This window comes from Arthrobacter sp. J156 (assembly GCF_056172865.1).
This window is the reverse complement of sequence record NZ_CM149650.1, coordinates 2,382,365-2,403,861: the sequence shown is the minus strand read 5'-3', so window position 1 is coordinate 2,403,861 and position 21,497 is coordinate 2,382,365. Positions and strand designations below refer to the sequence as shown.

The 21,497-nt window shown below is 71.9% G+C and carries 19 protein-coding genes and 1 tRNA gene; 9 read left to right on the top strand and 11 right to left on the bottom strand.

From position 1 onward, the window contains the following. Positions 1-23: 23 nt before the first annotated feature. The gene (locus AC0QR5_RS10955; RefSeq protein ID WP_329862112.1) at positions 24-1,358 is read right to left on the bottom strand and encodes an AI-2E family transporter; all 1,335 of its coding nucleotides are present in this window, start codon (positions 1,356-1,358) and stop codon (positions 24-26) included. Between the two features lie 178 nt (positions 1,359-1,536). Between AC0QR5_RS10955 and AC0QR5_RS10950 the strand changes: the two genes are divergently transcribed. From AC0QR5_RS10950 to AC0QR5_RS10930, 5 genes are all read left to right on the top strand, one after another. Beyond that, positions 1,537-1,609, top strand: a tRNA-Ala gene (locus AC0QR5_RS10950). 263 nt (positions 1,610-1,872) lie between these two features. Then, positions 1,873-2,784, top strand: coding sequence for a diacylglycerol/lipid kinase family protein (locus AC0QR5_RS10945; RefSeq protein ID WP_329862111.1), 912 nt, complete (start codon positions 1,873-1,875; stop codon positions 2,782-2,784). A gap of 207 nt (positions 2,785-2,991) precedes the next feature. Further along, positions 2,992-3,834: a formate/nitrite transporter family protein gene (locus tag AC0QR5_RS10940; protein WP_329862119.1), complete on the top strand. Its 843-nt coding sequence runs from the start codon at positions 2,992-2,994 to the stop codon at positions 3,832-3,834. A 25-nt stretch (positions 3,835-3,859) separates the two neighbouring features. After that, a complete protein-coding gene (locus tag AC0QR5_RS10935) occupies positions 3,860-4,222 on the top strand; it encodes a VOC family protein (protein WP_329862110.1) in 363 nt (120 codons plus the stop codon). 182 nt (positions 4,223-4,404) lie between these two features. Continuing rightward, positions 4,405-5,628: a Fic family protein gene (locus AC0QR5_RS10930; protein WP_329862109.1), complete on the top strand. Its 1,224-nt coding sequence runs from the start codon at positions 4,405-4,407 to the stop codon at positions 5,626-5,628. A gap of 174 nt (positions 5,629-5,802) precedes the next feature. Here AC0QR5_RS10930 and AC0QR5_RS10925 read toward each other — a convergent pair whose 3' ends face one another. Beyond that, complete coding sequence (locus AC0QR5_RS10925; RefSeq protein ID WP_329862108.1) at positions 5,803-6,561, bottom strand: TetR/AcrR family transcriptional regulator; 759 nt, start codon at positions 6,559-6,561, stop codon at positions 5,803-5,805. A 111-nt stretch (positions 6,562-6,672) separates the two neighbouring features. On the opposite strand from AC0QR5_RS10925, the gene AC0QR5_RS10920 reads away from it, so the two are divergent. From AC0QR5_RS10920 to AC0QR5_RS10910, 3 genes are all read left to right on the top strand, one after another. Continuing rightward, complete coding sequence (locus tag AC0QR5_RS10920) at positions 6,673-7,650, top strand: ABC transporter ATP-binding protein (protein WP_329862107.1); 978 nt, start codon at positions 6,673-6,675, stop codon at positions 7,648-7,650. Continuing rightward, positions 7,647-8,411 carry an ABC transporter permease gene (locus AC0QR5_RS10915; protein WP_329862106.1) on the top strand — a complete coding sequence of 255 codons (765 nt, stop codon included), beginning with the start codon at positions 7,647-7,649 and terminating at the stop codon, positions 8,409-8,411. Before AC0QR5_RS10920 ends, AC0QR5_RS10915 begins: the two co-directional genes overlap by 4 nt. A gap of 103 nt (positions 8,412-8,514) precedes the next feature. After that, complete coding sequence (locus AC0QR5_RS10910; protein ID WP_475372526.1) at positions 8,515-9,222, top strand: SDR family NAD(P)-dependent oxidoreductase; 708 nt, start codon at positions 8,515-8,517, stop codon at positions 9,220-9,222. On the opposite strand, the gene AC0QR5_RS10905 is transcribed toward AC0QR5_RS10910, so the two are convergent. From AC0QR5_RS10905 to AC0QR5_RS10870, 8 genes are all read right to left on the bottom strand, one after another. Beyond that, on the bottom strand, positions 9,197-9,598 hold the full coding sequence (locus tag AC0QR5_RS10905) for a hypothetical protein (protein WP_329862105.1): 402 nt from the start codon (positions 9,596-9,598) through the stop codon (positions 9,197-9,199). The genes AC0QR5_RS10910 and AC0QR5_RS10905 overlap by 26 nt on opposite strands. 73 nt (positions 9,599-9,671) lie before the next feature. Beyond that, positions 9,672-10,229, bottom strand: a complete 558-nt coding sequence (locus AC0QR5_RS10900) for a methylated-DNA--[protein]-cysteine S-methyltransferase (protein WP_329862104.1) — start codon at positions 10,227-10,229, stop codon at positions 9,672-9,674. 5 nt (positions 10,230-10,234) lie between these two features. Continuing rightward, complete coding sequence (locus AC0QR5_RS10895) at positions 10,235-11,644, bottom strand: SRPBCC family protein (protein WP_329862103.1); 1,410 nt, start codon at positions 11,642-11,644, stop codon at positions 10,235-10,237. Positions 11,645-12,101: 457 nt separating this feature from the next. After that, positions 12,102-12,365: a GlsB/YeaQ/YmgE family stress response membrane protein gene (locus tag AC0QR5_RS10890; RefSeq protein WP_329862102.1), complete on the bottom strand. Its 264-nt coding sequence runs from the start codon at positions 12,363-12,365 to the stop codon at positions 12,102-12,104. 200 nt (positions 12,366-12,565) lie between these two features. Beyond that, entirely contained in the window at positions 12,566-14,095 is a 1,530-nt protein-coding gene (locus tag AC0QR5_RS10885) for a S10 family peptidase (protein WP_329862101.1), read from the bottom strand. 65 nt (positions 14,096-14,160) lie between these two features. Continuing rightward, positions 14,161-14,388, bottom strand: coding sequence for a hypothetical protein (locus tag AC0QR5_RS10880; RefSeq protein WP_329862100.1), 228 nt, complete (start codon positions 14,386-14,388; stop codon positions 14,161-14,163). A gap of 196 nt (positions 14,389-14,584) precedes the next feature. Further along, a complete protein-coding gene (gene putP / locus AC0QR5_RS10875) occupies positions 14,585-16,111 on the bottom strand; it encodes a sodium/proline symporter PutP (protein ID WP_329862099.1) in 1,527 nt (508 codons plus the stop codon). Positions 16,112-16,224: 113 nt separating this feature from the next. After that, the gene (locus AC0QR5_RS10870) at positions 16,225-17,145 is read right to left on the bottom strand and encodes a LysR family transcriptional regulator (protein ID WP_329862098.1); all 921 of its coding nucleotides are present in this window, start codon (positions 17,143-17,145) and stop codon (positions 16,225-16,227) included. A 176-nt stretch (positions 17,146-17,321) separates the two neighbouring features. On the opposite strand from AC0QR5_RS10870, the gene AC0QR5_RS10865 reads away from it, so the two are divergent. Further along, positions 17,322-21,020: a proline dehydrogenase family protein gene (locus AC0QR5_RS10865; RefSeq protein ID WP_329862097.1), complete on the top strand. Its 3,699-nt coding sequence runs from the start codon at positions 17,322-17,324 to the stop codon at positions 21,018-21,020. Positions 21,021-21,056: 36 nt separating this feature from the next. Here AC0QR5_RS10865 and AC0QR5_RS10860 read toward each other — a convergent pair whose 3' ends face one another. After that, complete coding sequence (locus tag AC0QR5_RS10860; protein ID WP_329862096.1) at positions 21,057-21,479, bottom strand: DUF1801 domain-containing protein; 423 nt, start codon at positions 21,477-21,479, stop codon at positions 21,057-21,059. Between the last annotated feature and the right edge of the window lie 18 nt (positions 21,480-21,497).

Below are 21,497 nucleotides of genomic sequence, written 5' to 3'. Positions count from 1 at the left end.
CGCGGTCGGCGCCACGGCCATTCTCACCCGTGCGCCGCGTCGTGGGAACCCCTGCCGGGTACGACGCCGGAGCCCGTCTGGGCGTGCTCTCCTCCTGCCGCCGGGGCCGGGTCCGCGGGCTCGTCGGCGGCCTCCTGAAGGGTGTGGCCCGTCGGCGCGTGGTCCCCGGTCTCCCCGTGCCCGGGCGAGTGGACGGTGGGGGGCGCGGCCCCGGCGTCGTACCCGGATTCCCGCGCGGGGTTGGAGGAGATCAGGGCGTTGAACCAGCGCGCCCGGGGATCGGCGTCCACGAGGAGGGCCTTGAGCAGCAGGGTCGCCGGGAGGGCCAGGAGCGCGCCGAGCCAGCCGAGCACCCAGTACCAGAAGAGCAGGGACAGGAAGGACACCGTCGGGGTGACGCCCACGGACTGGCCCGTGAACTTGGGCTGGATGATCGACTGCACGGAGAAGTTCAGGATGCTGTAGGCGGCGATGACGGCCAGCGCGGGGCCCGGTCCGCCGTCGAGCAGGGCCAGCAGCGCGGGCGGGACCAGGCCGATCACGAACCCGATGTTGGGGATGTAGTTGGTCAGGAAAGCGAGCACGCCCCAGACCCAGATGAGGGGGACGCCGATGACGGCGAGCACGACGACGTCCAGGAGCGCCACGATCAGGCCGAAGACCGTGGTCACGACCCAGTAGCGGCGCACCCCGTGGCCGAAGCTCGTGAGCGCCCGCGTGAAGCCGGGGTGTGTCGTGGAGGCCATCGCGAGGCGGCGGTCGATCGAGGTGGAGTCCATGCCCAGGAAGAACACCGCCATGACGACCGTGACGAGGACCGTGGCGGCGGAGGCGACCTGCCCGACGAACGGCGTCAGCATGCCGACGATGCTCGTCGCGTTGATGGCCCGCAGCTGGTCCATGATGGCGGTCTCGCTGATCCCGAGCGTCGCGAGCCAGCCGGCCAGGTCGCGCCAGAGGCCCGCGAACTCGGCGTTGTACCGGGGCAGTTCCCGCAGGAGTTCGGTCACCGCCCAGCCCGTCGCGCCGAAGAACACGGCGAGGACCACGAGCACGAGCACGAGCGTCAGGGCGGCGGCGACGTAGCGCTGGATGCGGGCCGCGAGCCAGCGCTGGATCGGGTAGGCGATGATCATGAGGTTCAGGCCCAGGAACACGGGAGCCACGATGTCCCGGACCTGGTGGACGAACGTCAGGAAGAACGCGAGGCCAGCGAGCGAGACGGCGATGAGGACCAGGCGGGGCATGCGGGGCTTCGGCCGGCCGGTGCCCTGCGCCCGGTCCGCGTCCTGTGCCCGGTCCGCGTCCCGCGCCTGGGCGGGCGCGTCGATGCCCGCCACGGAAGTGGTGCTGCCCACGTCTTCCCCTTTGTTTCCCCAACGAATGTGTTCCGCCGGCCAGTCTATGGCGGGGCCGTGCGGCGGCGGATCGGCCTGTGGGATGAGATCCGCGGGGCCCGATTGGCGCCCTGGGGCGTACGTGCTGTAAATTAGTGCACCGGCCCGGACATCGGAAACGGTGGACGGACGCCCACTCGGGGGTATGGCGCAGTTGGTAGCGCGTCTGCATGGCATGCAGAAGGTCAGGGGTTCGAATCCCCTTACCTCCACCGAGACAAGGGACTTTCCGATTCGTAGGAATCGGGAAGTCCCTTCGTTTTTAATCGCGTTCCCGGACGAGGGGCGCAGGGCCGGGGGAACGGCTCTCTACGGGCACTGAAGTCCTTCGGGGCACTTGCGCACGACCGTTGCGGGAGGCAGGGTGCCAGTCCGAGCCTCGATGCCTCTCGGCCCCCAGGCCAGGAGATGGGCATGGTCCGTCGCCGCGAAGGGGGAATTGTGCCGTGCCGGGGTGTGTGTGACGCTGTTGCGCGTGACCCAAGCGCCGCGGGCGACCCGCTCCTTCTCCTTCCTGGTGAACCCCTCGGCGGGTGCGGGCTCCGCGCAGCGGGCCGCCGAGGAGGTCGCGGAGCACCTGCGTTCGCGTGGCGCGTCCGTCGAGGTCGTCCTGTTGGCCGGCCCCGGACAGGTGGGGGAGGGCGTCGAGTCCGCCCTGGATCGCGGGGACGTCGTGGTCTGCGCCGGAGGGGATGGGACGCTGTCCTCGATCGCCGGCGAGGTCGCCCGGCGCGGAGGCGTGCTGGGCGTGGTCCCGGCGGGCCGCGGCAACGACTTCGCGCGGATGCTGGGGCTGCCCCGGGACGCCGCGTCCGTGGCGCGGATCCTGCTGGAGGGAGCGGCCGTGCCGACCGACCTGCTCCGCGCGGTCCAGCCGGACGGCGCCGAACGGATCGTCGCCGGATCCGTCTACGCCGGCGTCGACGCCCGCACCGCCGAGCTCGTGAACCGCATGCGCCGCCTGCCCCGGAGGCTGCAGTATCCCCTCGCCGCGATCCGGTCCCTCGCGACGTTCCGGGCGTCGCGGTACGTGGTCGAGGTCGACGGCGTGGCCCACGCCTTCGGGGCGGCCTGCGTCGTCGTGGCGAACTCGGCCTTCTACGGCTCGGGGATGCGGATCGCGCCGTCGGCCTCGGTCGAGGACGGCGAGCTCGACGTCGTCGTCATCGGCGCGATCGGCCGGCTGGACATGCTCCGCTCCTTCCCGAAGGTCTACTCCGGGGCGCATGTGGGGCTCGGCAACGTCCACGTCTTCCGGGGGCGCTCGGTGGCGTTCTCCTGCGGGCCCGCGATGCCGCTGGGTGCCGACGGCGAACCGCTTGGGCAGCTGGGCGCGGCGCCGGTGCGCGTCGACGTCCTGCCGGGGGCCGTGCGGATCCTGCGCTGAGGAGGACGACGCCGATGCCCCCGTCAGCGGGCATGGCCTCCTTCGAGCCCGTCCCCGGCGCCGGGCTCACGGGTCCGCCCGGGGGCGGTGCGCCAAACGTTACCCGCGGGGGCGGAGGCGCTCACGGCGCCGAAATCCGCCGGTCCTAGGGTCGGTGGTGTGCCGGAACGCCCGGCAGCCCACCGTCGCCTCGCCCTGGGAGCCCCGATGTCCTACGTGAAACCAGCCGACCTCGTCACCGAGATGATCGACGCCGGCGTCTCCAAGATCTTCCTGTCGACGCGGGACACGCTCCTGCGCGCGGTGATGGGCGGCGCGCTGCTGTCCCTCGCGGCCGCGTTCGCCGTCACGGTCTCCGTCACCACGGGCAGCCCGCTGCTCGGTGCGGTGTTGTTCCCGATCGGCTTCATCATGCTGTACCTGCTCGGCTACGACCTGTTGACGGGTGTGTTCGTCCTGGGCCCGCTGGCCTGGCTCGACAAGCGGCCAGGCGTGACGGTCCGCGCGGTGCTGCGCAATTGGGGGCTCGTGTTCGTGGGGAACTTCATCGGCGCGTTCACGGTCGCCGTGCTCATGGCGATCGTGGTCACCTACGGCTTCTCCACGCCGCCGAACGAGGTCGGGGTGGCGATCGGCCACATCGGCGAGGGGCGCACGCTGGGCTACGCCGAGCACGGGGCCGCGGGCATGCTCACGTTGTTCGTGCGCGGCATGCTGTGCAACTGGATGGTCTCGCTAGGCGTGGCGGGGGCGATGATCGCCAAGGACCTGCCGGGCAAGGCGCTCGCGATGTGGATGCCGATCATGCTGTTCTTCTTCATGGGGTTCGAGCATTCGATCGTCAACATGTTCCTCTTCCCTTCCGGCCTGCTGCTGGGCGGCGACTTCACCGTCATGGACTACCTGGTGTGGAACGAGATCCCGACGGTCCTCGGCAACCTCGTGGGCGGGCTCGCCTTCACCGCCCTGCCGCTGTACTACGCGCACTCGCGGTCCCGGGGCGCCGCGAACCGGGCCGTCGCGTCCCGGGTGGCCGCCGGTTCCGAGTAGGACGCCGCGCGCCTACACTGCGTGCATGCTCGTCATCGGATCGATCGTCATCCGCGTCGCGGACCTCGAGGCCCAGGCCGCGTTCTGGACCGCGGCCCTCGACGACGTGGTGCGCGAGCCGCGGGACGTCGACTTCGTCCTGCTGTCCCCGCGTTCCGGCACCGGGCCGAACGTCTCGCTCGACGCGGTGCCACGTGAGCGCGCGCTGCCCCCGCGGATCCATCTGGACCTCTACGCGCAGGACCAGGAGGGGGAACGACGCCGGCTGCTCGCCCTGGGCGCCCGGGACGTCGACTGGGCGGGGCGACCGGAGGACGCCGACTACGTGATCATGGAGGATCCGGAGGGCAATCGCTTCTGCGTCGTCGACGCGGGGGACCCGGGCTGAGCACGTCCCGGGGCGCGGTCGGTGGAGTGACGCCGGTTCCGGGTCGGACGCCGCGCTGCCAGCCGTGATCTGTCAAAGTCCGGATAATATCCTTACAGATATTCGTTTAAGCGTTAGAATCGTGGGGAGCTCTCAACGCCTACGGATGGATGCGACAGATCTCGGGCGGAGGAGGCTTCTACATGGCGGAGCACGTTTCCTGGCCTGGCGCGCAATGGGAGGAGCTGGTCTGGGAAGGCGGGTTCGACGAACAGTCCGCGAGCCGGTTCCACTCGGGCATGCGCGGTCAAAGGTACCGTGCGTTTCTGCCTCCCGACATCGCGGAGATCCGCTACACCCCGTCGCCTTCCGTGGTGGCGCTTGCCGATGAGGCCGGGCGCGAGGTCAGCCGTTTCGACGAGCGCTACGGGGCCCATGTCGGTCCGTTCGCCGCCATCATGCTCCGCACCGAGTCGGCAGCGTCCTCGAGGATCGAGAACCTGACGGCCAGCGCCCGGAGCCTGGGGGAGGCCGAGTTGGGCGTGGACTCAAAGCTCAACGCGCGCCTGGTGGTGCGCAATGTCAGGGCCATGGAGGCGGCGCTTTCGACGTCCAACCGGCTCGTGCCGGAGAGCGTTCTCGCCGTGCACCGCGCGCTCATGGAAGAGACGCGCGACGCAGACGTTGCCGGCTTGTGGAGGGGGCAGGCGGTCTGCATCGGCACGAGCAATGCCAGTCCCGTCGGAGCCGACTTCGTCCCGCCGCACCACGCTCGGGTCCGGGGTTTGATGGACGACCTCATGCGCTACGCCCGGCGTTCTGACGTGCCCCCCATGGTCCACGCGGCCATCGTCCACGCCCAGTTCGAGACCATCCACCCCTTCACCGACGGCAACGGAAGGACCGGCCGCGCCCTGATCCACGCCATGTTGCGTCATCACGAGGTCACGAGGACGGTTTCGACGCCGGTGTCCGCCGGCCTCCTCGCAGACGTACGCGCCTACCACGCGTCCCTGGACGCCTACCGGGAAGGCGACCCCGAACCGGTCGTCTCCCTGTGTTCGGAGGCCGCCCTGAGGGCGGTGGCAAATGGTTCCCGACTCGCCGAGGACGTCGTGGAGATCACGCAGGGCTGGGCCGAACGGATCAGCGCTCGACGCGACGCGGCGGTGTGGGACGTCCTGGGGCTCCTGGCCCGCCGACCAGTGGTCAATGCCTCGGTGGTGAGTTCAGAGCTCGGGCTCGACTACATGCGGATGAAGCGGGCCATGGACCTCCTGGTGGATGCCGGGATCCTCATCGGAGTGGACAAGTACAAGCGCGGACGATTCTGGCGGTCCCCGGAGATGCTGGATGCCTTGGACGCCTTTGCCGAACGTGCCGGGCGGCGCGGAGGGCCGATGTCCGTTCGGCAGGCCCGGGCCTAGGAATGTGACCAAGCTTGGACAATGCGAGGCGACGCCAGTGCCTTGTCCACATCGACGTTCCACCGCGGCGCCGGCGCCCACCCCTGCGGCCGCCGTTCCCAGCGCGCCCGACGAACGGGCTCGCCGTGCCCCCACCGAGCGGGCCGGCCGGGGCCGGCCTCGGGGAGCGGGCCCTCAGCCGCCCGCGTGCCGCTGGGCAATGTGCGCCTCGAGCCCATCGAGGATGCGCTCCAGGCCGAAGGAGCGCATCTCGGCGTCGTCGTCCTGGTCGCCGATGCCCTCGCTGAAACCGCCGGCCGAGACTTCGCGGTGCAGGGTGGGAAAGCGCTCCGGTGAGACGACGAAGGCGAGCTGCTCGGCGTAGTCGGTGTCCGCCTGGACGTCGGAGACCCCGGCCGCGGCGCGGCTCGCGGCGATCTGGGACCACATCACGGCCTCGGTCCGCGCGTGGCCGCTCAGCAGCATGACGGTGGAGAGCTTCTCGCCCAGGTCCAGCGGCTGCCCGTCGAGGATGGCCAGGGCCCGGTCGAGGAAGGTCAGCGAGCCGGGCAGCAGGGGGCCGCCGGTGATGGGCAGCTCGGCGACCCACGGGTGGGACATGGCGTTGTCGATGACGTCGAGCGTCCATTGCCGCAGTCCGTCCTTCCAGGCCGGGCCCGCCGGGTAGTCGCGCAGCGTGCTCACGGTCGAGTCCGCCATGAGCCGCACGAGCGCGTCCTTGGATTCCACGTACCGGTACAGGGCCATGGTCGTGACGCCGAGTTCTTTGGCGACCTTGGCCATCGACACCCCGGCCAGGCCGTCCGCGTCGGCGAGCCGGATGCCGGCGGCGGTGATCGCCTCCAGCGAGAGCCCGGGCTTTGGTCCGCGCCGCGCCGCCTCCTCGAGGCCATGCGCCACCCGCACCTCGTGGGGGAGTTCCTGCGCGCTCATGACCCCAGCTTCTCATGCCCCGCCCTTGACCGGAACGCAAAACCGCGTATACCGTACACAACAACACTCTATGGCATACACAGTTAGCCAATGCGGCCCCCGGGAGGACCCATGCACGCCATCCACCTCGCCGGCGTCACCAAGCGCTTCGGCCGCACCACGGTGCTCGACGGCGTCGATCTCGCCGTCCCGCGCGGCACCGTCCAGGGCCTCCTCGGCCCCAATGGCGCCGGCAAGACCACGCTCGTCAACATCATGTCCACGCTCCTGCGCGCCGACGCCGGCACGGTCGCCGTCAACGGGCACGACGCCGCCGCGGAACCCGCCGCGGTCCGCGCCTCGATCAGCACCACGGGGCAGTTCGCCGCCATCGACGAGCTGCTCACCGTGCGGGAGAACCTCATGCTGTTCTCGCGGCTGCATCGCCTCCCGCGCGGCTCCGCCCGTCGCCGCACCGACGAGCTGCTCGAGCGCTTCGACCTCGCCTCCTCCGCCTCCCGCCGCGTCTCCGCGCTCTCCGGGGGCATGCGCCGGCGGGTCGACATCGCCGTCGGACTCGTCACCTCCCCGCCCGTGGTGTTCCTCGACGAGCCCACGACGGGCCTGGACCCGCGCAGCCGCGCCGACGTCTGGGCGCTCGTCCGCGAGCTCGCCGCCGACGGCGCCACCGTGCTGCTCACGACCCAGTACCTCGAGGAGGCGGACGCGCTCGCCGACTCGATCGCCGTCCTCGACGCGGGCCGGATCGTCGCGAACGGGACGGCGCGCGAGCTCAAGGCGCGCATCGGCAGCGACCAGGTGGAGGTCGAGTTCTCCGACGGCGGGCGGGGCACCTTCGCCGCAGGCGGCGGGCTCGACGGGCTCCGCGCCGCCCTGGACCGGATCGAGGCCTCGGGTCGGCCCGTCGCGGACGTCGCCGTGCGCAAGCCGAGCCTCGACGACGTCTTCCTCGCCCTCACGGGCCACGCCGCGAGGGCGGCAGCGGAGGACGACGCCGGGGCCGCACCCGGTGGACCACCCCGGCTTCCAGCCGTCCCCGGCGGGGCGGACGAAGGCACGATCCCCACGAGCGAAGGAGCCCCGCGATGAGCGTCGCGACCCTGACCAGCGATTCCGCGGCGATGGTCCACCGCAGCGTCCTGCATACCGTCCGCAACGTCGAGGCCCTGCTGATGGCCGTGATCCTGCCGGTGATGATGCTGCTGCTGTTCACCGCGATCTTCGGCGGCGCCCTGGATCCGAGCGGCCGGTACATCGACTACATCGTGCCCGGAACCATCATCCTCTCGGCCGCGTTCGGCGCTTCGATGACCGCCATGAGCGTGGCCAAGGACATGAACGAGGGCATCGTGGACCGTTTCCGCACCATGAACATGGCGGCCTCCGCGGTGCTCACCGGCCACGTCGTGGCCAGCGTCGTCCGCAACATGGTCTCCACGGCGCTCGTCTTCGGCGTCGGACTGGCGATCGGCTTCCGGCCCACGGCGTCCGCGGGGCAGTGGCTCGCGGCCGTCGGCATGCTGGCCGCGTTTATGTTCGCGATGTCCTGGGTCATGGCCGTGCTGGGGCTGCTGGCCAAGAGCGTCGACGCCGCCAACGGCTTCAGCTTCATCGTCGTGTTCCTGCCCTACATCTCGAGCGCGTTCGTGCCGATCGAGACCATGCCGGCCTGGTTGCGGCCGATCGCCGAGCACCAGCCGGTGACCCCGGTGATCGAGTCGGTGCGCGCGTGGCTGTTCTCCATGGATCCGGGCGGCCATCCGGCCGCCGCGCTGATGTGGTGCGCAGGCCTGACCCTTGTCAGCGTGGCCGGCTGCGTCCTGCTCTGGCGCCGCGCGACCCGGCGCTGAGCCGCCCGGCTCCCCGCGGCCGACGCCCTGCGTCAACGACCGCTCCTCCTGACACGTGACGCATCGGTAACATAGGCTCGTCCTCGACCACCGCGACGCGGCCCTGCTCGAGGCGACCGCCGCCGAGGTCCGGGGCGCCGCGAAGCCCGGCTCCGACGTCGTACCCACGGCCCTGGACGTGACCGACCGCGCGGCGCTGGACCGCGCCGCCGCCGAGGTCCTCGCCGTGGGCGCGCCCGACGTGCTCGTCAACAACGCGGGAATCGTCCGCGGTGCCCTCTTCTGGGAGCACAGCGCCGCCGACATCGACGCGACCCTGGGCGTGAACACTTACGCCCCGATCCAGCTGACCCGCGCGCTGCTGCCCGCGATGATCGCCCGCCGCACCCCGGCGCGGATCGTCACGATCGCCTCCGCCGCCGCGTTCGTCTCCAACCCCCGCATGAGCGTCTACGCCGCGTCCAAGGCCGCCGCCCTGGGATGGTCCGACTCGCTGCGGATCGAGCTCGAACAGGAGGGCCACCGGCACGTCAAGGTCACCACGGTGTGCCCCAGCTACATCTCCACGGGCATGTTCGCCGGCGCGCGCGGCATGCTCCTGACGCCCGTGCAGGAACCGGCCGCGGTCGTGGAGGCGATCTGGGACGCGCTCGTCCAGGGCATGCCGATCCTCACGCTGCCGTGGACCGTCAAGCTCGGCCGTGCCGCCCGCGGCGTCCTGCCGCGGCCCGCGTGGGACTTCCTGGCGGCCAAGGTCTTCCGGGTCTACTCGAGCATGGACGAGTTCACGGGGCGGGCGCCAGGCCGGTGAGCCACCGGGCCACCGGGAGCACCGCGGCCCGGTCCGGCGTGGTCCGCGGCAGCGAGAAGAACTCCGAGTTGGCGCGCACTTCGAGCGAGAACAACCCCAGCACACCGTTGGGGAACGCGCCGTCGTTCACGGCCGCCACCCCGCACGGCCGGTAGGGCGCCACCGCCTGGACGAGCGCCGCGCCGTGGATCCGGCCGAGCGTCACGGGGGAGAAGAGCACGACCGCGTCGTCGTACACGAGCTCGTGCGCCGACGCGTCCGTGACGGGCAGCGCGTGGCGCAGGTGGCCCATCAGGTGCAGGTGGTCCGCGAGCAGCTGCGCGTAGTCGCGGCAGGCGGCGGAACGGTGGTGGTAGACGATGCCGAACCGGCCCATGGCGCGACCTCCGGGGGATCGGGGTCCGCGGGGGGCGGGCCCGTTCCACAAGGGTAGCGCCGCGCCGCCCGGCTCAGAAGAGCGCCGGGTCCTCCGGCGGCAGCACGCCCTCGTGGCGCAGCAGGAACAGCTTGCGGTCCAGCCCGCCCGCGTAGCCGGTCAGCGAGCCGCCCGCGCCGATGACGCGGTGGCACGGCACCACGATCGAGAGCGGATTGCGCCCGTTCGCCGTCCCCACGGCGCGCGTCAGCCGGACGCTGCCGAGCTCGCGGGCCAGGTCCGAGTAGCTGCGCGTGCTCCCGTACGGGATGGCCCGCAACAGCTCCCACGCCCGCAGCTGGAAGTCCGTGCCCCGCGGCGCGAGCGGCAGCGAGAACTCCGTCAGGGAGCCGTCGAAGTAGGCCGCGAACTGGGCGGCGGCCTCGGCGAGGACGTCGCCCGCGGCCGGGTCGCCGACCACGCCCGCGTCGCCGCCCCCGGCCGGCGTGCCGGCGGCGGGGCCGAGCCGCTCCGGTCCTGGCCGGCGCTCGTGGGACTCCATGTAGACGGCGGCGAGCGCGCCGGAGTCGGCCACGAGGGTCAGCGGTCCGATCGGCGAGGGGAGAACGAGGTGGCGCAGGCCGGCGTCCATGGCGGCTAGGAGGTGATGGCCGCGACGGCGGCGCCGAGCTCGGGGTGGCGGAAGCGGAACCCGGCCGGGCCGAGCACGGAGGAGGTCGCGTGGCGTCCCGTGAGCCCCAGCGCCGGATCCGTGCGCAGCGCGACCGCGCCCACGCGCAGCAGCGGCGCGGGCGTGGGCAGCGAGAAGCGCTTGAGCGGGCCCGGGGCCAGGCGGGAGCGCAGCACCGCCATGAGATCCGCGTTGCGCACCGGGTCCGGTGCGGCGGCGATGACGACGCCGGAGCCCAGTTCCACGCCCGCCTCCAGTCCCAGCGCGGCCCGGGCGATCCCGAGCCAGTCCTCGAGGTGGATCCAGCTGAACCACTGGGCGCCGTCCCCGACCGGTCCGCCCAGCCCGGCCCGGGCCAGGAGGGCCAGGCGGTCGAAGGCCGGGCACTCCTGCTCGAGCACGATCGAGGTGCGCAGGACGGACAGGTGTTCCGCGTTCGCGCCCGCCGCCGCCTCCTCCCACGGCCGGGCGACGCCGGTCATCTGCGGCAGCGCGCCGTCCGCCTCCGTCCGGGGCAGTGGCGAGTCCTCGGTGAGGCGGGCGTCCCCGGAGTCGCCGAAGACCGCCGTCGTGCTGGCCTGCACCCAGCGCCGCAACGGGGCGTCCAGGCGCCGGGAGGCCTCGACGAGCGCCCGCGTGGAGTCCACCCGGGAGGCACGCAGGGCCTCGATGTTCGCCGTCGTCGGCGGGCAGTCCACGAGCTTCCCGGCGAGGTTCACGAGCGCCGTCTCGCCCGCGAGCTCCGCGGCCCAGGGACCCTGTCCGCGGCCGTCCCACGCGCGCTGGACGAACGGCAGGGAGTCGTCCGGGCGCCGGGAGAGCACCACGACCTCGTGGCCGCGGCAGAGCAGATCGGCGGCCAGGCGGCGGCCCAGGAAGCCCGTGCCGCCGGCGATGACCACCTTGAGCGGCTGCGTGACCGTCCCGCCCGCGAGGCGGTAGAGGCGCGCGCAGTTCTCGGCGAAGCGGGAGGCGAGGGGGCGGGCCGCCGTCTCGGCGAAGAGGGCCGAGGCCGCGCCGTCGACGGACACCCGCTGGGACAGGAGCGTGCCCGTGCCCGCGGGGGTCAGCTCCCACGAGAGCAGCAGTCCGCCGCCGGGCTGCTGCTGGCGCCAGGCGAAGGCGTGCGGGGCGTCGCAGCGGGTGACGACGGCGGCCGGCGCGGTGCGGCGGTGGATCTCCCCGATGGGCGCGGGCCTCGGGACCAGGTCCAGCTCCGTCCCCGGACCGAGAGGTGCCGGGCCGTTCGCCGGCCGCGGCGTCAGGGACGCGACGGCGGGGTTCCACTCGGGCAGCCGCGCGGGGTCGGCGAGCACGTCCCAGAGCTGTTCGGGAGTGCGTTCGATGTAGTGTTCCTGCGTCCGGGTCCAGGCCATGGCTTCACTGTAGCCGCGCCGGAAAGCCCCGTTAAAACGAGCCGGCCGACGGCTCCCCTTGCCGTCGGCCACCCGTGCGGTGCGTGTGTCGAGTGAATTGGCCCAGCCCCGCGGCGCCTCCCAACTGACGCCTTCCCCGGATCCCCCGATCCGATGTGCCCGGTCTTGCCCGCCTCCCCCGAGGGGGTCAATAGCTTCACCGAAAATTCTTGTAAACATTCTGGGAGAACGCTGGCAGCATGCGGCCTGAACGACGATATTCGTTGAATAAACCGTTGTGAAGTGCGCAATGCTGGGCTCAGTAGCGCCCCATGCAACGAGTTCCTGCGATGTGGGCGGAGGGTCGCCGCAACCCCCTTCCCGGTTTTCCGGGTGGTCCGGCGCAAAATCCCCTGTTAACACGGCGGCGGCCGCCCCGGAGGGGACGGCCGCCGCGTGATGGTCCAGGCGGGACGGGCTAGGCCGCGCGCCTCTTGGTGATGAAGCCCCAGATGGCCAGGACGAGCAGCGATCCGAGGATCGCCACGATCCAGGTCTGGAAGGACCAGAACTCCTCGAGGCCGATGTTGAAGATGGCGCTGCCGATCCAGCCGCCGAGGATGGCGCCGACGACGCCCAGCAACAGGGTGGCGATCCAGCCGCCGCCCTGCTTGCCCGGCATGATGGCCTTCGCGATCGCGCCGGCAATCAGTCCGAGAACAATCCAACCGATAAAGCCCATGATGTTGCCTCCTTGATCCACGTTCTCCGTGGTACTAGGTGCTCCGGCGACGGTGGCCGCCGGTGTGACTCCACAATATTACCCATCATGACGAATGCAACGCAGGGAAGGTCACGACACGCTAACGCGCGAAAGCGCTATCAGCCCGCGGTTGCGCCGATCGGTGCGCCGTCAACGGCGTTCGTCACGCCGGCGCGGCGTCAGCCCCGACTTGCCCCGCCGACGAAGATCCGCAAGGCCTCGAGCTGCGCGAGGCGGCATTCCGGCTTGAGGTACATCATGTGCCCGGCCTCGTGGTAGTGGTGCGTGAACCGCTCCTCGGCGCCCGGCGGCAGGTCCAGGTGCGCCCAGACGTACTCGGCCGCCGCGTGCGGCGTCGCGCCGTCGTAGTAGCCGTAGTCCACGTGCACGCGCAGCCCGGGCAGGTCTACGAGGAGCCGCTCCAGGTCCCGCGTCACGTCCACCGGCGCGCCCTCGAACGTGCGGTAGCTCCACGGCTGCACGCGCCCCGTCAGGACCTCGTAGGGCAGGTCGCTCTCATAACCCAGCTCGGCGCGGACGTAGTGGTTCACCGCAGCGGAGTAGGGCCCCGCGATCGCCCGCAGGCTCGGGTCCTCCCACGTGTGGGACTCCTGCAGCCGCGGCGGCCGCGCCGCGAAGCGGCCGTCGATCCGCCCCACCATGAGCCCCTGCTCGCGCAGCAGCTCCGTCGCGAACTCCATGTAGTCCCAGCGCAGGCGCGTCCGGCGGATGAAGCCCTCGGACAGCGTCGTCAGCTCGGCGAGGTGCCGTACCACGGCGTCGTACTTTCGCTTGGACAGCCGCCGCCCCTGGTGCAGCGCCAGCACGTAGTCCCCCGAGGCGTAGTCCTCGGCGTCCCGCAGCACCTCGGCGAGCGGCCGCGCGTGCCGCCCGTGGTAGTGGGCGATCGCGGCGTACGTCGGCAGGTGCAGCGCGTAGGGGGCGTCGTTGCCCGGGTCGAAACTCAGCGTCGCCATGTTCAGGACGGTGCTGATGAGCCCCAGGCCGTTGACCGCCATGCCGTACGCGTCGAAGAGCCGCCGCGCCACCGCGACGGCGCGCAGCGTCCCGTAGCTCTCGCCGACGAGGTACTTGGGGGAGAGCCAGCGGTTGTTGCGGGTCACCCAGAGCCGGATCACCTCGGCCACGAGGTCGCGGTCCTCGATGAAGGCGTGGAACTCGTCCGCCTGCCCGCCGTCCACGACGCGGGAGTCCCCCGTGTTCACGGGATCGATGAGGACCAGGTCGGCGTGCTCGAGCAGCGACTCCGGGTTGTCCACGATCCCGTACGGGGCGTCCGTCATCGCCCCCGCGTCCCCCGAGTCGACGCGGCGCGGGCCCAGCAGCCCCAGGTGCAGCCACACGCTCGAGGACCCGGGCCCGCCATTGAAGGCGAACACGACGGGCCGGGAATTGGGGGCGGCCGGTGCGGCCCCGGCGTCGGAATCCTCCCCGGTATCCGCGGTATAGGCGACGAGGAAGATCTCGGCCTTGGGCCGGAAGCCGTCCGCCTTGCCGTCCTTGGTCTCCTCGCGCCGCAGGACCAGGCGCCCCGTCGTCGTCGTGTACGCCAGCCCGGACGCCGTGCGGTGGCGGCGCGTGGCGAAGTCGTCCACCGCATCCGGGCGGTCCTCGCCGGGCGCGTCGGCGGGCTGGGCGCCGGCCGGGGTGGAGTCGCGGACGGGCGTGCTCTGGGTCTCGTCGGCCATGCGTAGAGACTACCGGGCGCCGCCGCGGTCCCACCCGGACGCGGCGGCGCCCGGAGGCAGTGGGGTCAGGCGGCGAACTGCAGGGCCGGACGCAGGAGGGAGACCTCGAAGACGTTGCCGTGCAGCATGGCGCGGCAACCCGTGGCGTCGTCGCGGATCCAGACCACGCCCAGGGCGGGGGCCGTGGCCTCGACGCGTCCGCGGTAGTGGAGGCTGCCGAAGCGGGAGGCCTGGACGGTGTCCCCCAGGGTGAGGCTGCGGAGGTCGGTGATGCGGGTGAGAGAGACGCTCATGGCTTGCTCCTTGCTGGTGCGGCTGATGCATCAACTCTCGCGCCGCGGTGTTTCAGAACCGTTTCAGAAGCGTTAGGGTCCGGTGATTTCTCCCGGGGCCTGGCGCTGGCGCCCAGGGGGTACGACGGCGGCGCCGGACATCCCGGAGGATGTCCGGCGCCGCGGGGGCCGGGTGGGTGCCGCTGCGCGGCCGGCCCTACTTGACGACGAGCTTCGAGGCGGCCTGTTCGGCCATCGCGTCGAACTCGGCCTGGACCTCGTCGTTGTGCTTGAACGTGGCGAGGGAGACCACGATCGAGACGAGCAGGCTCACGGCGAAGCCCGGGACGATCTCGTACAGCCAGTCGTTCAGGACCGCGACGTTGCCCCAGATGAACACCGTCGCCGCGCCCGTGATCATGCCGGCGAGCGTGCCCATCGCGGTGAGCTTGCGCCAGAACAGGGACAGCAGGATCGCCGGTCCGAACGCCGCGCCGAAGCCGGCCCACGCGAAGCCGACGAGGCCCAGGATCGTGTCGCTCGGGTTGATGGCCAGCAGGCCGGCGACGAGGGCGACCGTGAGGACGCCGAGGCGGCCGAGCATGACCTGACGGGACGCCGAGAGCTCCTTGCCGAAGATCTTGTACAGGTCCTCGACGAGGGCCGAGGAGCACACGATCAGCTGCGAGGACAGCGTGGACATGATCGCCGCGAGCACGGCGGCGAGCACCAGGCCGGCGACGAAGGGGTGGAACATGATCTGCGACAGGCGCAGGAACACGGTCTCCGCGTTGGCGAGCTCCTCGCCCGAGTTGAAGAAGTAGCCCACGCCGATCAGGCCCGTGAAGATCGCGCCGCCGGCGACCAGGACCATCCAGGAGATGCCGATCCGGCGCCCGGCCTTCGCGTCCGCCGCGGAGCGCAGGGCCATGAAGCGGACGATGATGTGCGGCTGGCCGAAGTAGCCCAGACCCCACGCGGCCGCGGAGATGATGCCCATGACCGTGCCGCCGAACAACAGGGACGTGCGGTTCAGCTCGCGCTCGCCGGCCCCGAGCGCGGCGTTGTGCGCGGCGTCGGCCGCGTTGATCGTGGAGAAGACGTCGTCGAAGCCGCCCATGGTGATGATCGTGACGATCGGGACGGCGATGAGCGCGGCGAGCATCAGCAGGCCCTGCGCGACGTCCGTGAGCGAGGCACCGAGGAAGCCGCCGAAGAGCGTGTAGAGCAGGGTCACGCCGGAGACCAGGAGCATGCCCCAGAGGTAGTTGGTTCCGAAGGACGCCTCGAAGAACACGCCGCCCGCGACCATGCCGGAGGAGACGTAGAACGTGAAGAACAGCAGGATGATGACGCCGGAGACGACGCGCAGCAGGCGCGTCTTGTCCTTGAAGCGGTTCTCCAGGTAGCTCGGGAGCGTGATGGAGTTGTTGGAGACCTCGGTGTAGGAGCGCAGGCGCGGGGCCACGAAGCGCCAGTTCAGGTAGGCGCCGATCGTCAGGCCGATCGCGATCCAGGCCTCCACGAGACCCGCGACGTAGATGGCGCCGGGCAGGCCCATGAGGAGCCAGCCGGACATGTCCGACGCTCCGGCGGACAGGGCGGCGACGCCGGGCTTGAGCTTGCGCCCGGCCAGCATGTAGTCGTCCAGGTCCGACGTCTGCCGGTACGCGTAGTAGCCGATCGCGATCATCGCTGCGAAGTACAGCGCGATCGCGATCAGCTGGAAGGTCGTATCTGTCATGGTGTCCTCACAGGGTGCGAGTTGAACGGAAGCGCCGGCCCGGACCCCGGTCCGGCACGTGTGCAGAGTATGCCAGCCTTTCCCCGCGGCAGGTGATCCCGGTCACGGCGCCGTTACCTTCCCGTGACCAGGATCCCGGCGTCGTCGGCGAGGCCCTCCGCCTCGGCGGACAGGGCGAGACGAACCGCGTGGATGGCCGGGTGGCCCGCGCTCGAGTGGCGCAGCGCCGTGAACACCATGCGCCGCGGGCCCGTCTCGAGGTCGAGCAGCCGCGCGGCCGGGCGCCGACCCGCCCAGACCAGGTCCGGCAGGAGCGCGACCGCGTTTCCGGACTCCACGAGCCGCACGTGGGCCTGCAGGTCGGCGGTCTCGTAGCGCACGTCGGGCTCGAACCCGGCCGAGCGGCACGCCTGCTCCGCCCAGTGCCGGCTGGCCGCGCCGTGCGGCTCCATGACCCACGGGAGCCGCGCCGCGTCGGCGAGGCTCCCGACGCGGCCGAACTCCGCCGGAACGGCGAGCCGGATCGCGTCGTGCAGCAAGGGAACCCGGTCCAGTTCGGCGTGATGCGGGGCCGCGTGGCCGGGATACTGCTCCGCCACCACCAGGTCGAACTCCCGCGCCCACGTCTCGTGCAGCGCCGTCTCCGGCTCGTGCTGGAACATCAGCACGCGGATCCCCGGGTGCTCGGCCCGCAGCCGGCGCAGCAGCTGCGGCATGAGGGCCAGGGCGGCGGTCTGGAACACGGCGAGCCGCACCGTCCCGGCGACCTCCGGCTGCGTCGCGGCGAGCGCCGCCTGGGCCTGTTCGAGCGAGGCGAGCAGTTCGCCGGTGTGCGCCACGAGGACCTGCGCCTGCGGGGTCAGCTGCAGCCGCCGTCCGGACTTCCGCAGCAGCGGGACGCCGGCCTCCTTCTCCAGGAGCGCGAGCTGCTGGGAGACGGAGGAGGGCGAGTAGTTCAGGGCCGCGGCGACGGCCGCGACCGTCCCGCGGATGCTCAGTTCGCGCAGCAGCCGCAGCCGCCTGACGTCCAGCATGGGAACCTCCTCGAATCGTTCGGTTTTACTTCATCATAAGCTTCGGAAATCGGCGCTTTTCCTGAACGTTTCGGCGGGCCGATACTGAACTCACCGGCCGCCCATCCCGCGACCGCCGCCCCGCGCCCGCCGCGCCCGTTGCCGCCGCGGACCCGTTCCCCCAGGAGAGCCCCGAAGTGACCACCCCCACCGTCGACGCCGGCACCACCGGCGTCCGCCCGCAGGACCTCGCCGACGACGCCGTCGCCCTCGTCCGCCACTGGCTCGCCGAGGGCGCCAAGGTGCCCGTCGACGCCTCCGCCGCACAGCTCGCCGGCGTCCTGAAGGACCCCCACGGGCTCGACTTCACGGTCGGCTTCGTCGACGGCGTCGTCCGTCCCGAGGACCTCTCCGTGGCCGCCCGCAACCTCAAGGCGATCGCCCCCAAGGTCCCGTCCTTCCTGCCCTGGTACATGAAGTCGGCCGTCGCCCTTGGCGGCGCGCTCGCCCCCGTGCTGCCCGGCGTCGTCGTCCCGATCGCCCGGCGTGTGCTGCGGGAGATGGTCGGCCACCTCATCGTCGACGCGAGCGACGCGAAGCTCGGGGCCTCGATCGGGAAGATCCGCACGGACGGCGTGCACCTGAACATCAACCTGCTCGGCGAGGCCATCCTGGGCGAAGGCGAGGCCGGGCGGCGCCTCGAGGGCACGCGGAAGCTGCTGGCCCGCGACGACGTCGACTACGTCTCCATCAAGGTCTCCTCCACCGTCTCCCCGCACAACCACTGGGCGTTCGACGAGGCCGTGGAGCACGTCGTTGAGACGCTCGCCCCGCTCTACCGCCTCGCCGCCTCCACCTCCCCGCACAAGTTCATCAACCTGGACATGGAGGAGTACAAGGACCTGGACCTGACCATCGCCGTGTTCACCCGCCTGCTCGACCGCGAGGAGTTCCGGGGGCTCTCCGCCGGGATCGTGCTCCAGGCCTACCTCCCGGACGCGCTCGCCGCGATGATGCGGCTGCAGGAATGGGCCGCCGCCCGGACCGCGTCCGGTGGCGCGCCCGTCAAGGTCCGTCTGGTCAAGGGAGCCAACCTGCCCATGGAGACCATGGACGCCGACCTGCACGGCTGGCCCGTCGCGACGTGGCACTCCAAACAGGCCTCCGACACCTCCTACAAGGCCGTCCTCGACTACGCCCTGCACCCGGACCGCATCGGCAGCGTCCGCCTCGGCGTCGCCGGGCACAACCTCTTCGACGTCGCCCTCGCGTGGCTCCTCGCGAAGGCCCGCGGTGTCGAGTCCGGGATCGAGTTCGAGATGCTCCTGGGCATGGCCACGGGCCAGGCCGAGGCCGTCAAGAGGGACGTCGGTTCGCTCCTGCTCTACACGCCCGTCGTGCACCCCGCCGAGTTCGACGTCGCGATCGCCTACCTGATCCGCCGCCTCGAGGAGGGCGCGAGCCAGGAGAACTTCATGTCCGCGGTCTTCGAGCTCGACGCCAACGAGGCCCTGTTCGAGCGCGAGAAGCAGCGCTTCCTCGCCTCCCTCGACGCGCTCACGGACGAGGTCCCCGGCCCGAACCGCACCCAGGACCGGACCCGGTACGACGCCGCCGCTGCCGCCACCGCCGCCGCGGAGCGCGCCGCCCGCGCGGAGGACGACGGCGGACCGGCCGGCTTCGGCGGCCCGGAGGCCTCCTTCGAGAACACCCCCGACACCGACCCCGACCTGCCCGCCAACCGCGCCTGGGGCCGGGCGATCCTGGCGAAGGTCCCCGGCTCGACGCTCGGCACCGCGACCGCAGACTCCCACGTGCTGGGCAGCGAGGCCGAGCTCGAGGCCGTGGTGTCCGCCGCCGTCGAGGCCGGCCGTGCGTGGGGCGCCCTCTCCGGCGCCGAGCGCGCCGCCGTCCTGCACCGCGCCGGCGTCCGGCTCGAGGCCCGCCGCGCCGAGCTGCTCGAGGTCATGGCCTCCGAATGCGGCAAGACGCTCGACCAGGGCGACCCGGAGGTCTCCGAGGCCATCGACTTCGCCCACTACTATGCCGAGCTCGCCCGGCAGCTCGACGCCGTCGACGGAGCCGAGTTCGTCCCCTCCACCCTGACCGTCGTGACACCGCCGTGGAACTTCCCCGTGGCGATCCCCGCGGGCTCGACGCTCTCCGCGCTCGCCGCGGGCTCCGGCGTCGTCATCAAGCCCGCCGCCCAGGCCCGCCGCTCGGGCGCCGTGATGGTGGAGGCCCTCTGGGAGGCGCTCGACGAGGCCGGGATCGGCCGCGACGTGCTGCAGTACGTGCAGCTCAGCGAACGCGCGCTCGGCACCCAGCTGGTCTCCCACCCCGCGGTCGACCGCCTGATCCTCACGGGCGGCTACGAGACCGCCGAGCTGTTCCGCTCCTTCCGCAAGGACCTGCCGCTGCTCGCCGAGACGAGCGGGAAGAACGCCGTCATCGTGACCCCGTCCGCGGACCTGGACCTCGCCGCGAAGGACGTCGCTCACTCCGCGTTCGGGCACGCCGGGCAGAAGTGCTCCGCCGCGTCGCTCGTGGTCCTCGTCGGCTCCGTCGCCACCTCCCGCCGCTTCCACCACCAGCTGCTCGACGCCGTGCGCTCGCTCAAGGTCGGCTACCCCGTGGACCCGCGGACCCAGATGGGGCCGGTCATCGAGCCCGCCCAGGGCAAGCTCCTGCGCGGCCTGACCGTGCTCGGCGACGGCGAGGAATGGGCGCTGCAGCCGCGGCAGCTCGACGAGAGCGGGAAGCTGTGGAGCCCGGGCGTGCGCTCCGGCGTGCAGCGCGGATCCGAGTACCACCTCACCGAGTACTTCGGCCCGATCCTGGGCGTCATGACGGCCGAAACGCTCGAGGAGGCCGTGGCGATCGTCAACGACATCGACTATGGGCTGACCTCCGGCCTGCACTCCCTGGACCCGGCCGAGCTGGACTACTGGCTGGAGAACATCGAGGCCGGCAACCTCTACGTGAACCGCGGCATCACCGGGGCGATCGTGCGGCGCCAGCCGTTCGGCGGGTGGAAGAAGTCCGCGGTCGGCGCGGGCACCAAGGCCGGCGGCCCGAACTACCTCGTGGGCCTCGGCTCCTGGAAGGACGCCCCGTTGACCGGAGCCGTCCCCGGGGCCGCCGTGACGGGAACCCCCGCTGAGCTCGTCGGGGCGGCGCGCGCCGTCGCAGCGTCCGGCCCGGGCGAGGCGTCCGGCCCGGGCGAGGCCGCCACGGAAGGCGGGGCCCCGGCGTCGTCCGCGTCCCTGACGCAGGCCGACGCGGAGTGGCTCGCCGGCGCGCTGGCCAACGACGCCGCGCTGTGGACCGCCGAGTTCGGTGCCGCCCGCGACGTCTCCGGCCTGCAGGCCGAGCGCAACGTGTTCCGCTACCGGCCCGTCCCGGTGACGGTCCGCTACGAGTCGGCGACATCGGGACACGGCCTGGCCGAGCTCGTGCGCGTCGCCGCCGCGGGCCTGCGCGCGTGGGAGGACGCCGCCGCGGCCGAGAGCGCCTCGCGCGACGATTCCGCGACCGTGCGCCCCGGGGCACGCCTCACCGTGAGTTCCTCCGTGGGCGTGCCGGCTCCGATCGCCGAGGTCCTGCGTGGTGCCGGCGTCGTGCTGGTGGAAGAGACGGCGGCCGAGTGGGCGGCCCGCGCCGGCCGGCTCGCCGCGAAGACCGGCCCGGACTCGGCCGCGCGGATCCGGCTCATCGGCGGCGACGCCCTGGAGACCGCGGAGGCGACCGGTGGCAAGCCGGACGTGGCCGTCTACGCGGGCGACGTCGTGGCCGCCGGCCGCGTGGAGCTGCTGCCGTTCCTGCGCGAGCAGGCCGTCTCCATCACGGCGCACCGCTTCGGGACGCCGAACCACTTGAGCGACGGCATCATCTAGAGCCTTCTCCCGACCCTCGCGTCCGGTCCGCCGGGATCAGGCGATGGACTCCCGGGTCTCCGCCAGCGAGAGCTCGAGGAGCTCGCGGAGGACGTCGCGGTCGACCCCGGACAGGCGCGTGATGTAGAGGCAGGCCTTGCTCGCGCGGTACTTGCCGAGCCGGCCCACGAGCTCCGGCCAGCGGTCCGAGAAGTCGTCGACCAGGTAGAACGTGTGCCGGGCCGGTCCCGGGGCGAACGCCATGAAGGGCGCCCGCCCGGAGTGGCCGCTCTCGTAGCGGTACTCGAACTCGCCGAAGCCGATGATGCGTCCGGCCCACACGACGGGCTCCTCGCCGCTGATCCCGCGGTGGAGCTCCAGGATCTCGTCGACCTCGGCGCGCCGCGGGCCCGTGGCGCGGTCGAGCACCTCGGCGACCGGAAGGTCGGACGGCGACATCGCGGGTTCCTTGGCGGCCATGGTCGGCTCCTCACACGT